Origin of the sequence: Erwinia aphidicola (assembly GCF_014773485.1) — a bacterium.
Classification (GTDB): Bacteria; Pseudomonadota; Gammaproteobacteria; order Enterobacterales; family Enterobacteriaceae; genus Erwinia; species Erwinia aphidicola.
Map to the genome: position 1 here is coordinate 467,256 of NZ_JACXBP010000004.1, position 12,798 is coordinate 480,053.

Below are 12,798 nucleotides of genomic sequence, written 5' to 3' on the forward strand. Positions count from 1 at the left end.
CGGTGTAGGGGCGATGGCATGCCTCGCCCGTTTTTCGCAGGGTTACTGCGGCGATGCCACCGAATGGCGGCGCACCAGCGTTGGGCTGAACAGGTTGGTGACCTCCGGCAGCGGCTGGCCGTGGGCTAATGCCAATGCCAGCGCGGCAGCCTGCTGCGCCATGGTGACAATCGGATAGCGCACGGTGGTCAGGCGCGGGCGCACATAGCGCGACACCAGCACATCATCAAAGCCAATCAGCGACATCTCTTCCGGCACGCGCACGCCGTTATCGCTCAGCACCGCCAGCGCCCCGGCAGCCATCGAGTCGTTATAGCAGGCCACCGCGGTAAAGGTTTTCCCCTGGCCGAGCAGTTCGGTCATCGCCTGCTCGCCGCCCACCTCATCCGGCTCGCCAAACGCCACCAGCCGGTCGTTGCACGGCAGGCTGTGCTCTTTCAGCGCGTCGTAGTAGCCCTGCAGGCGGTCGCTGGCATCGGAGATCGGATGGTTAGAGCAGATAAACGCGATATTTTTGTGACCTTGCTGGATCAGGTAGCGCGTCGCCAGCCAGGATCCGTAGCGGTCATCCAGCGCAATGCAGCGCGTTTCAAAACCGGGCAGCACGCGGTTGAGCAGCACCATCCCCGGGATCTGCTGCATTAACGGCAGCAGATCTTCATCGGGAACTTTCTTGGCGTGAACCACCAGCGCCGCACAGCGGTGGCGGATAAGCTGCTCAATCGCCTGACGCTCTTTCTGCTCGTTATGGTAACCGTTACCAATCAGCAAAAAGTTGCCGGTCTGCCAGGCGACTTCATCAACCGATTTCACCATTGCGCCGAAAAACGGATCGGAAACGTCACCGACCACCAGCCCGATAGTTTCCGTGGATTGCTGCGCCAGCGCCCGCGCATTGGCGTTCGGGTGGTACTGCAGCGACTCCATCGCCTGGGTGACGGCCAGCCTTGATGCTTCACTGGCTTTGGGGGAGTGATTAATCACGCGTGAGACGGTAGCAACCGAAACGCCCGCGAGCCTGGCAACATCCTTAATGGTAGCCATCGGTTAAATGCCTTCCTGGGTAAGCGTTTACATAGCGGATAGTGTTGCGGAAAGCGCCAGCGACTGCAAGCGTGCAGAGTGTCGCAGCCATCGCAAACCGGAGAGATAAACGACATCTGCCGGGGTACGGTGAAAGATGATATTCTGAGTTTCCAGAAAATTTGCCGAATAGCGGATCCTGCCATGACGATAAAAAAACTGCCCCATCTGGCCCACTGGGGTGCCTTCAGTGCCGTGGTTGAAAATGAAAAACTGCTGCGCTGCGAGCCTTTTTTCGCGGACCAGGATCCGTCCCCGATGCTCAACACCATTCCCGAGCTGGTCTATTCAGATAAACGTATCCGCCAGCCAATGGTGCGCCGCTCGTGGCTGAAATCGCGTGAGAAAAGCGACCGCACCCTGCGCGGGCGCGAGGACTTTGTCGCGGTGGATTGGGAAACCGCGCTCGATCTGGTGGCGGATGAGAACCGCCGCGTGCGCGATCGCTACGGTGCCAGCGGCATTTTCAACGGCTCTTACGGCTGGTCCTCTGCCGGGCGCGTCAACCACGCGCGCACGCTGGTGCGCCGCTTCTATAACCTGGGCGGCGGCGGCATCGACCAGCAGGGCAACTACAGCTGGGGGGCGGCGCAGTTCTTCCTGCCGTATGTTATCGGCACTTACATGCCGCTGACCGGGCGCGTCACCGACTGGCCGAGCGTGGTCGATCACTGCGAGATTTTTGTCGCCTTTGGCGGCCTGGCGCTGAAAAACAGCCAGGTGGCGTCCGGCGGAGCAGGGGAGCACAGCCTGAAACCCGCGCTGCTGCAGCTGGCGGCTAAAGGCACGCCGGTGATTAACATCAGCCCGATGCGCGATGACTGCCCGGCGTTTGTTAACGCAGAGTGGGTCCCAATCCGCCCGAATACCGACGTGGCGCTGATGCTGGCGCTTGGTTTTGAAATTGAGCGCCTCGGCGCGGTAGATAATGCCTTCCTGCAATCGCACTGCGTGGGCTATCCGCAGCTGCGCGATTATCTGCTTGGCCACAGCGACGGGCAGGCGAAAACGGCGCAGTGGGCCAGCGCGATTACCGGTATCCCGGCGGCGCGTATCAGCCTGCTGGCGCAGCAGCTGTGCGGCAAACGCAGCTTTATTACCTGTTCCTATTCGGTACAGCGCGCCCATCGCGGCGAGCAGCCGTACTGGATGATGATCGCGCTGTCATCGATGCTCGGTCAGCCGGGCCTGCCGGGAGCGGGTTTCTCCTTCGGGCATGGGTCAATGAACAGCGTCGGCAACCCGCGCACCGAGGGGCCATCGCCGCTGATGTCGACCGGGCGCAACCCGATTGAAGATCTGGCGATCCCGGTGGCGCGTATCAGCGACATGCTGCTGAATCCGGGCCAGGAATATCGCTTCCAGGGCAAGACGCATCACTACCCGGATATCCACCTGATCCACTGGGCCGGTGGCAATCCGTTCCATCATCATCAGCAGCTCAACCGGCTGGTAGAGGGCTGGCAGCGCCCGGACACGGTGATCGTGCAGGATATTGTCTGGACGCCCGCGGCGCAAATGGCGGACATCGTGCTGCCGGTGACGACCTCCCTTGAGCGTAACGATATCGGCGGCTCCTCGAAGGACCGCTTCGTGCTGGCGATGCATCAGGCGATCAAGCCGCAGCATCAGGCGCGTAATGACTTCGACATTTTTGCCGATATCGCAGAGCGCCTCGGCTACCGCGACACCTTTACCGAGGGGCGTGATGAGATGGCGTGGATCAAGCATCTTTACCAGCGCTGCGCGCTGGCGCATCAGGGCAAAGGCATCGACTTCCCGGAGTTTGAAACCTTCTGGCAGCAGGGCCACGTCGAGATCCCGCCGAGCGAAAAGCCGTGGGTCTTTATGGCCGATTTCCGCCAGGACCCGATTGCCAACCCAATCAAAACCGCCAGCGGCAAGATCGAGCTGTTCTCACAAACCATTGCCGGTTATCAGCTGGAAGATTTCGCACCGCATCCCGAGTGGCAGCCGCCGCAGGAGTGGCTGGGTGCGCCAATTGGTGAGCGCTTCCCGCTGCACATGATCTCCATTCAGCCGCACGACCGTCTGCACAGTCAGATGGATGCGACCCCTTCCGTGCAGGCCAATAAAACCGCCGGGCGTGAAACGCTGTGGATGCATCCTGACGATGCGGCCGCACGCGGCATCAGCGACGGCGACGTGATTGAAGTGAGCAACGACCGTGGCCGTATGCAGGCCGGGGTGCGCCTTACCGACGGCGTCAGCCCGCAGGTGGTACTGATCGCCACCGGCGCCTGGTTCGATCCGGGCTTTGGTAAAGCGTGGAAGCCGTACGATCGCGCCGGAAATCCTAACGTGCTGACGCTGGATATCGGCACCTCATCGCTGACCCAGGGCCCGAACGCGATGAGCTGCCTGGTGGAAATTAAAAAGGCAGAGGTGACGGACTGAAAAGAGGGCTGAAAACTCAAGCCCGCAGGCTTAAGGAGCGATGCGGGCTAAGTTTTCATCAGACAATAAGGCGCAGCGCATCAATTTCCCTCTTATTTTGCGCGGCAATATCGTGCAGCGATAATGCGCTTTCCCCGCTCAATTCACCCTGCTCTATAGCCTGTCTTAGTGCTTCCATCTCCAACTCCTTCTGTTCAAGTAACCTGAGTGCGGTTCGCATCACTTCACTTGTTGAACCATATCGTCCGTTTTCAATCATTCTATTCACAAATTCAGTAAGTTGTGCGCCAATTGTAACGCTGGTTGTACGTGCCATAGCTGCCTCTGTGTTAACTATTAACACAAATATAGCGCAGCAGGTGATACAGGCTCAATATTTAACCGAAATGATTGCATAAGTGAACCGTGAGAAAGCTGAACTGGAAGACGTCTCGTAAAACCCAGGGATGCTGGCTGAAATAAGTGGAGAAGATTGCAGAAACCCCTACATATCACATAGCTGGTTACATTTTGCGGGTAACTGTTGCGATTGCGCGGTAGCGGCTGAAGTGGGGGGATTGCTACAGTTCAGATCCCAGAGGTATTGATGGGTGAACATCAAAAAGTTTTTATCGCTTTGTTTCACCAACCTGCGCAGATGCGCAGGTTTTTTTTGCCTGTCACTCACGATCTGAAACACAGTTTCCCTGTTAACCCACCTGCATTTTTTGTATAACTCCCGCATAGTTACCTCGTTCTCTTTTCCGGAAAATTGATGCCGCCGCTCAAACGAAATAAGGCTAAAGATCAGCCTGCTCCCACTTTTAATCCCGTGCGTTTCCGGCTGGTGTGCCTGGGTGTGCTGGGCTGCCTGGTGTTCCTGCTGGCCAGCACTGCGGATTTGCAGCTCATCAACCATCCAATGCTGGAGAAGCAGGCGGACGAGCGCTCGCTGCGTACCGTTACGCTGCCGACTAACCGCGGCACCTTGCTGGACCGTAACGGTGAAGCGCTGGCCCTGAGCGTGCCGTCGCGCGATATCATCGCGGACCCGCAGCGCGTGCTGGAAGCGCACCCGGATTTTACCAGCGACAAGTGGGAATACCTGGCGAATGCGCTCGATCAGCGCCCGGAACAGCTGGCGGCCCAGATCAACGCCAATCCCAATCGCCGCTTCCTGTATCTTGGGCGTAAAATCGAACTCGGCATTGCCAAAGATATCGCCAAGCTGCACCTGACCGGCATCACCACCGTGTATGACGACAGCCGCTTCTACCCGATGTCTGAGGCGACCGGCCCGCTGCTCGGGATTGTCGGCGCGGATAATACCGGCCTGACCGGGCTGGAGAAGGGCTTCGACAAGCTATTGCAGGGCACGCCGGGCGTGGAGAAATATCGCCAGGATGCCAACGGCAATATTGTGGCGATGATCAACTACGAGCCGCCCAAGCAGCCGCCGACGGTGCAGCTCAGCATCGACAAATTTGATCAGTACACCATGTACAGCAAGCTGCGCGACGGGGTGATCCTCAATAAAGCGGATTCGGGCGCGGCGGTGCTGATTAAGATCGACACCGGGGAGATCCTCGGTATGGCGTCTTACCCCTCTTTCAACCCGAACAATTTTGTCGATGTGTCGCCGATGCAGATGCGCAATACGGCGATCAACGACAGCTATGAACCGGGTTCGACGGTGAAGCCGCTGGTGGTGATGGAAGGGCTGATCCGCAAGCTGGTGCGCCCGGACTCGGTGCTGGACACCACGCCGTACCGCGTCAACGGTCACCTGATCCGCGATGTTGGCCACTGGCCGCGCCTGACCATGACCGGCATCCTGCAAAAATCGAGCGATATCGGCGTATCGCACATCGCGCTGGCGATGCCTGCCGAAGTGCTGGTCAACACCTATCACTCGTTCGGGCTGGGCAAGCCGACCGGGCTGGGGCTGACCGGTGAAAGCGTGGGCTACTTCCCGCTGCACCGCGAGCGCTGGGCCGATATCGAACGCGCCACCTTCTCATTCGGCTATGGCCTGCGCGTCACCCCGCTGCAGATTGCCCGGGAATATGCCACCCTCGGTTCGTTTGGCGTTTATCGCCCGCTGTCGATCACTAAGGTCAGCCCGCCGGTCATGGGCACCCGGGTCGCACCGGAGGATACGGTGCGTTCGGTTGTGCACATGATGGAGAGCGATGCGCTGCCGGGTGGCAGTGGCGTGCGCGCCGCCGTGCCGGGTTACCGCCTGGCAATTAAAACCGGTACCGCCGAAAAGATGGGCGACAGCGGAAAATATGACGGTGGCTACATTAACTACACGGCAGGCGTGGCCCCGGCCAGTAACCCGCAGGTGGCGCTGGTAATTATGATTAACCACCCAACCGCCGGCGACCACTTTGGTGGCTCGGTTGCGGCCCCGGTATTTGGCAATATTATTGGCCCGGTGCTGAAGCATATGAATATCGCCCCCGATGCCTTAAATAACCATGGGTAAGAAAAATCTCAATACAATCAATATGTAAAGAAGTGCAGCAGCGGTCATAACTGGTTTCATTTCGCGCCAATCATTTGCTTTTGTTTGCTGGTTTCCCCAAGGGGTTCAGATGACAATAGCTTTCCCAGAGGTATTGATTGGTGAGAATGCAGCCTGCTCCCGGCAGGCTGATACCCTGTTCAGTTGCACCAACCCACGCGGATGCGTGGGTTTTTTTTTGCCTGCCACTCTCCCTTTACCTAATCATGTCAGCAGAAAGACTCGCTAACATCTGCAGCCGCTTTAATTACACCAATCGTCAAAAGAAAAAATCCCGACCCTGTAAGGTGCTTCTACCACTGCGCAGTTCTGCATTCCATTGCGCGGTGTCAGCCCCTTGATGTGTTGGTAGCGCGACAAGGGGCGCTTTTTTACTCTCAGGAATTGCTCACGATGCCGAAACTTAAAGACAGGACGCAGAAAGTCGGTGGCCGCTCAGCGGCTTTTCAGTTGCGTATCAACCCTGAACTTCACGCTCAGCTGAGAACGCTGACCGACGATGACAATGTCACGCTTGCCTGCTGGCTGAAGGAGCTGGCCCGGCGTGAGCTGCGTCGGCGAGGGATTGAACCGCGCGGCTAATAACAGCGAATGAACCGTACGAAGGGGCCATGTACGGCTGTTGATTATGTTGATTCGGCACGAAGCGTTTAAACGTAGCGTTTCGATAACAACCCTTGCAGAAACTTAACACTGTCAGGATGACGCTCCCTCTATAATGGCTCTCCTTTATGAGAGTAATCACTCTCGTTACTAATTAGTATCATCTAATTGAGACTTCACCATGCGCTTAAGGATCCTCCCCGCGAGTTTAATTTTTTTGCTGGCCGCCTGCGATCGGACGCCCGCGCCACCCATTAGCGAGGCTGCCGTCAACGTCGGCGTCGCGACCTTACACAGCCAGCCCGTCACGCTGTTTACTCAATTGCCTGGCCGCACCACTGCGGTACGTACCGCGGAAGTTCGCCCGCAGGTGAGCGGGATTATCCTCAAACGCCTGTTTACCGAAGGCAGCGAGGTAAAAGCCGGGCAGCCGCTGTACCAGATCGATCCGGCGACCTATCAGGCTGCTTACGATAAGGCGCTGGCAACCTCAATTAACGCCGACAAGCTGGCGGCGCGCTACAAACCGCTGGCCGCCGCCCACGCCATCAGCTTCCAGACCTGGGATGATACCGTTGCCGCCGCGCGCGAAGCGAAAGCCGATCTCGAAAGCGCCAAGGTCAATCTCAATTACACCCACGTGCTGGCACCGATCGGTGGTCATATTGGCCGCTCGCTGTCGACGGAAGGCGCGCTGGTCACCAGCGGGCAGACAGGCTATATGAGCCTGATCCAGCAGCTTGACCCGATCTACGTTGACGTCAGCGAGTCCTCACTCAACCTGCTGGCACAGCGGCGCGCGCTGGCTGAAGGCAGGCTGAAGGCCGCAGGGCAGAATGCCGCCGCCGTAAAACTGACGCTGGAGGATGGTTCGGCGTACCCGCTGGAAGGGAAGCTGGAGTTCACTGAGGTGACCGTCGATGAAAGCACCGGAAGCGTGACGCTGCGAGCCGCATTCCCGAACCCTCAGCGCCAACTGCTGCCGGGAATGTTTGTGCATGCCAGCCTGCCGCAGGGCGTCGCCGAGCAGGGGCTGCTGGTGCCGCTGGAAGCGATTATGCACGACACCAAAGGGCGGCCCTATGCGTATGTGGTGGGGGCAGATAACCGGCTGCAAGTGCAGATGGTCAGCACCGGGCAGATGGTCGGCAAAGCCTGGCTGGTCAACTCAGGCCTGAAAGCGGGCGACCGCGTGGTGGTGGACGGCCTGCAAAACGTGCGTGCCGGAACACGGGTCAACGCCACGGCGAGCCAGCCTAAAGTCGCGCCGCAGGCCAACCTCACCACCACCGATCCTTCCGCGCAGTAAATCAGGAAAATCAGATGTCAAAATTCTTCATTGAACGCCCGATCTTCGCCTGGGTGGTGGCAATCGTGGTGATGCTGGTCGGCGCACTGTCGATCTACAGCCTGCCGATCAACCAGTATCCTAACATTGCGCCGCCGGCGATCTCGGTGCAGGTGGCTTACCCAGGCGCCAGCGCGGAGACCACCCAGAACACCGTGGTCCAGGTTATCGAGCAGCAGCTCAACGGGCTGGATAATCTGCGCTATATCGAATCACAGAGTAACAGTGACGGTAGCGCGACCATCATTGTCACCTTTAATCAGGGCACCGACCCGGATACTGCCCAGGTGCAGGTGCAGAACAAGGTGTCGCTGGCGGAATCCCAGCTGCCGACCGAGGTGGTGAATCAGGGGATCAACATCCGTAAATACCAGGCGAACTTTATGCTGGTCGTTGGTCTCACCTCCAGCAACCCTAATATGAGCAACGGCGACCTGGCGGATCTGCTGGTGTCGAAACTGCAGGACCCCATCGCCCGCAGTAACGGCGTCGGTGATTTTATCGTGTTGGGGTCTGAGTACGGCATGCGCATCTGGCTCGACCCGGCGAAACTGTACAAATATCAGCTGATCCCCAGCGATATCACCACCGCCATCACCCAGCAGAACGTCCAGGTCTCCAGCGGTAAGCTGGCGGGGCTGCCAACCGTGCAGGGGGCGCGCTTCAGCGCCACTATCGTCGGCAAGACGCGCCTGCAGTCGGTGGAACAGTTTAAAAATATCCTGCTGAAGGTAAATACGGACGGCTCGCAGGTGCACCTGCGTGATGTCGGCGGTGTCGACCTCGGTCCGCAGGATTACAGTATTTCCGCCACCTTTAACGGTAAACCTTCCGTGGGGATTGCGCTGCGCCTGGCCAGCGGCGGCAACGTGCTGGATGCGATTAACAGCGTGCGCGCCACGGTGAAAACCATCGAGCCGTTCCTGCCTGACGGCGTAAAAGTGAACTTCCCGTACGACACTTCTCCGGTGGTCAGCGCCTCAATCCACGAGGTAGTGAAAACGCTGATTGAGGCGATTATCCTGGTGTTCCTGGTGATGCTGCTGTTCCTGCAAAACCTGCGCGCTACCCTGATCACCACCATGGTGGTGCCGGTGGTGCTGCTCGGCACCTTCGGTATTTTATCCGCCTGCGGATACACCATTAACACTCTGACGATGTTCGGCATGGTGCTGGCGATTGGCCTGCTGGTGGATGATGCCATCGTGGTGGTAGAGAACGTCGAGCGCGTGATGCATGACGAAGGGCTGGATCCGAAAGCTGCCACCATTAAATCGATGCAGCAGATTCAGGGGGCGCTGGTGGGGATTGCACTGGTGCTGTCGGCGGTGCTGCTGCCGATGGCCTTCTTCAGCGGATCGACCGGGACCATCTACCGCCAGTTCTCGATCACTATCGTTTCGGCGATGGTGCTGTCGGTGCTGATGGCGATGATCTTCACGCCAGCGCTCTGCGCCACGCTGCTAAAAGCCAGCTCGGCCAATGTGAAAACCACCGGTTTCGCGGGCTGGTTCAACCGCAAATTTGACGCCGGGGCGCTGAGCTATACCCGCAGCGTGGGCACGGTGATCTCACGCCGTGGCCTGTTCTTTATCGTCTACCTGGTGATTGTCGGCGCCACCGGCTACCTGTTTACCCGCGTGCCGACCTCGTTCCTGCCGGACGAGGACCAGGGGGTCATGATGATGCAGATGACCCTGCCCGCAAACGCCTCCAGCGAGCGCACCCAGCAGGTGCTGGATGAGGCCGGAGACTGGCTGCTGAAGCATGAACCCGCCGTACAATCGGTGTTCTCACCGAACGGCTTTAGCTTTGCCGGGCGCGGGGAAAATACCGCCATGTCCTTCGTACTGCTAAAACCCTGGGATCAGCGCAACAGCAATGAGTCGGTGGCTAAAGTGGCTGCGCGCACCATGGCGTACTTCGCCACGCTGAAAGATGTCAAAGCCTACGCGCTGGTGCCGCCTGCGGTCATGGAGCTGGGTAACGCCACCGGCTTCGACTTCTTCCTGCAGGATATCAACAACCAGGGCCATGCTGCGCTGATGGCGGCGCGTAATCAGTTCCTCGCCAAGGCCGCGCAGGACAAACGGCTGTTCGCCACCCGCCCCAACGGTATGGAGGATGAGCCGCAGTATCACCTGATTATTGACGATGAACGCGCCCGCGCGCTGGGGCTGAGCCTGGAAGATATCAATGACACGCTCTCCACCGCCTGGGGGTCGACCTACGTTAACCAGTTCATCTACAACGGGCGCGTGAAGAAAGTTTACGTGCAGGGCAACGCCGGTTCGCGCGTCACGCCGGAAGATCTCGACAAGTGGTACTTTCGCAATGCCAGCGGCGATATGGTGCCGTATTCGGCGTTTGGCAGCGGCAAATGGCAGTCCGGTTCGCCGCGCTATGAGCGCTTTAACGGCGTCTCGGCGGTAGAAATTATGGGTTCCCCGGCGGCAGGCTACAGCTCCGGCGATGCGGTGAAGGCCGTTAATCAGATTGCCGCCACGCTGCCAAAAGGGTTCCGCGTGCAGTGGCACGGCCTGTCGTATGAGGAGCAGATGTCCGGATCGCAGACCCCGGCGCTGTATACCATTTCGATCATCATGGTGTTCCTGTGCCTGGCGGCGCTGTATGAGAGCTGGTCGATTCCCATTTCTGTGCTGCTGGTGGTGCCGCTCGGCGTGCTGGGGACCATTCTTGCCGTGCTGCTGCGCGGGCTGACCAATGATGTGTTCTTCCAGGTCGGGTTGTTGACCACCGTCGGGCTGGCGGCGAAAAACGCCATTCTGATCGTCGAGTTTGCCAAGGAACTGCACGATAACCACGGCAAGAGCCTGGTGGAAGCGGCAACCGAAGCGGCCAGGCTGCGTATCCGACCGATCATCATGACCTCCATGGCCTTTGTGCTGGGCGTATTCCCGCTGACCATTTCGCACGGCGCGGGGGCGGGTAGCCAGCACTCTATTGGTACTGCGGTGGTGGGAGGCATGATCACCGCAACCTTCCTCGCCATCTTCTTTGTGCCGATGTTCTATGTGGCGATCTCACAGTGCTTCACGCGTAATAAAAAGACGCAAACTGAGGATGAAAAACATGATGCGTAAGTCATTCACTCTGGGTGTTGTGCCGCTGGCGCTGATTATGGCGGGTTGTACCATGGAGCCGGACTATCATCGTCCGGCGCTGCCGGTGGCCACGCACTATGGCAGCCAGGATCGAACCCACGCCGGAAATGGCGCAGAGATCCGCTGGCAGAGCTTTTTTACCGACCCGGTGATGCACAAACTGATTGCCAGCGCGCTCGCCAATAACCGCGACCTGCGGGTGGCGGCGCTGAACGTGGAAGTGGCGCGTTCGCAGGTGCAAATTGACCGTGCGGCGCTGCTGCCGTCCATCGACCTCGATGCTGAAGGGAGCGGCACCCATCTGCCAGGGGGCCTTTACAGCACGCAGAGCAGCGGCCCGGTAACCTATCATCAGATGAGTACCAGCCTGGGGGTGACCGCGTGGGAGCTGGACTTCTTCGGCCGCCTGCGCAGCCTGCGCGACCAGGGGCTGGAACAGTATCTGGCCACCGCAGCCACCCAGCGCGCGACGCAGATCAGCCTGATCGCCGAAGTGGCTTCGAGCTATCTGTCGCTGTGCTCGGATAACGAGCTGCTGGCACTGGCGCAGGAGACGGCGAAAAGTCAGCAGGATTCATATGACCTGACCAAACGCAGCTATGACGGCGGCGTGGCCAGCGAGCAGGATCTGGTACAGGCAGAAACGTCGGTGCGCACGGCGCAGGCCGATATCGCCAGCTACAGCCGTCAGGTGCGTCAGGACGTTAACGCGCTGGCGCTGCTGGTGGGGAGCGATCTGCCGCCGGACCTGCTGGCGGGCGCGCGCCTGCAGAAAGCGTGGCACTTTCCGGCCACGCCAGCGGGCCTGCCGTCTGACCTGCTGACCCACCGCCCGGATATTATCGCGGCGGAACATACCCTGAAAGCCGCCAACGCCAATATCGGCGCGGCGCGGGCGGCGTTCTTCCCCAGCATCAGCCTGACCGCTTCTGGCGGTTCGACCTCGGCCACTTTCAGCCACCTGCTCTCCGGCGGCACGGCGGCCTGGTCGTTTGGCCCGAGTATCAGCCTGCCGATCTTCGATGGCGGGGTGAATTCGGCCAATCTGGATATCGCTAAACTGCAAAAACGCATTGAAATCGCCGACTATGAAAAAAACATTCAGACCGCGTTTAAAGAGGTGGGGAATGCCCTGGCGGGGCAGGAAACCTATCAGGATGAGCTAAAAGCACGCCAGCTGGATGAGGCGGCAAACCAGCGCAATTTCCGCTTTGCCACGGTGCGCTACCGTGAAGGCGTGGATAATTATCTCAATGTTCTGGTCGCGCAGCGTTCACTGTATGCATCCCAGCAGTCGCTGATTGCCACCCGTCTGGGGCAGTTAAACCAGCAGATCACGCTGTATAAAGCGCTGGGAGGTGGCTGGAGATCGTGAGCATTCCTGATTAAATATCGCATTTTTTACGAAATTCTTACGCCCCCAATATAGAATCTCGTCAGCGGGATAGATGATGATAGAAATGACTATCAACAACGGTTGATGGCTTAGCGGGTCAGGCATGCCTGACCCCTACAAAACCAGAGTACAAATCCGCAGCTGTCGCGGCATGCCTGGCCCGCATCAGATATCCGTAGGGGCCATGGCATGCCTGGCCCGTCAGAATGTGGTTGTACAAGGTTGCGTAGGGTCCGGAACAGATCTGACCCGCATTGCATTCTTATCGCGCTGGAAATTCCGGCGCATTTATCACTTTGCTGCATCTGAAAGAACG

General features: G+C 58.9%; 8 protein-coding genes. 6 read left to right on the forward strand and 2 right to left on the reverse strand.

The window, feature by feature from the left end:
• Positions 1 to 42: 42 nt before the first annotated feature.
• Positions 43 to 1,044, reverse strand: a complete 1,002-nt coding sequence (galR, locus tag ID864_RS12365; RefSeq protein WP_048917190.1) for an HTH-type transcriptional regulator GalR — start codon at positions 1,042 to 1,044, stop codon at positions 43 to 45.
• A 183-nt stretch (positions 1,045 to 1,227) separates the two neighbouring features.
• On the opposite strand from galR, the gene ID864_RS12370 reads away from it, so the two are divergent.
• Positions 1,228 to 3,501, forward strand: a complete 2,274-nt coding sequence (locus tag ID864_RS12370; RefSeq protein ID WP_099753489.1) for a molybdopterin guanine dinucleotide-containing S/N-oxide reductase — start codon at positions 1,228 to 1,230, stop codon at positions 3,499 to 3,501.
• Between the two features lie 58 nt (positions 3,502 to 3,559).
• Here ID864_RS12370 and ID864_RS12375 read toward each other — a convergent pair whose 3' ends face one another.
• Positions 3,560 to 3,817: a type II toxin-antitoxin system ParD family antitoxin gene (locus ID864_RS12375; RefSeq protein WP_048917188.1), complete on the reverse strand. Its 258-nt coding sequence runs from the start codon at positions 3,815 to 3,817 to the stop codon at positions 3,560 to 3,562.
• Positions 3,818 to 4,255: 438 nt separating this feature from the next.
• Between ID864_RS12375 and ID864_RS12380 the strand changes: the two genes are divergently transcribed.
• The 5 genes from ID864_RS12380 (at position 4,256) to ID864_RS12400 (ending at position 12,461) form a co-directional block, all read left to right on the forward strand.
• Entirely contained in the window at positions 4,256 to 5,971 is a 1,716-nt protein-coding gene (locus ID864_RS12380) for a penicillin-binding transpeptidase domain-containing protein (RefSeq protein WP_048917187.1), read from the forward strand.
• A gap of 432 nt (positions 5,972 to 6,403) precedes the next feature.
• On the forward strand, positions 6,404 to 6,592 hold the full coding sequence (locus ID864_RS12385) for a hypothetical protein (protein ID WP_048917186.1): 189 nt from the start codon (positions 6,404 to 6,406) through the stop codon (positions 6,590 to 6,592).
• 202 nt (positions 6,593 to 6,794) lie between these two features.
• Entirely contained in the window at positions 6,795 to 7,922 is a 1,128-nt protein-coding gene (locus ID864_RS12390; RefSeq protein WP_191149881.1) for an efflux RND transporter periplasmic adaptor subunit, read from the forward strand.
• 14 nt (positions 7,923 to 7,936) lie between these two features.
• Complete coding sequence (locus tag ID864_RS12395) at positions 7,937 to 11,065, forward strand: efflux RND transporter permease subunit (RefSeq protein ID WP_191149882.1); 3,129 nt, start codon at positions 7,937 to 7,939, stop codon at positions 11,063 to 11,065.
• Entirely contained in the window at positions 11,055 to 12,461 is a 1,407-nt protein-coding gene (locus tag ID864_RS12400) for an efflux transporter outer membrane subunit (RefSeq protein WP_318153233.1), read from the forward strand. The genes ID864_RS12395 and ID864_RS12400 overlap by 11 nt, the downstream gene beginning before the upstream one ends.
• Positions 12,462 to 12,798 lie beyond the last annotated feature (337 nt).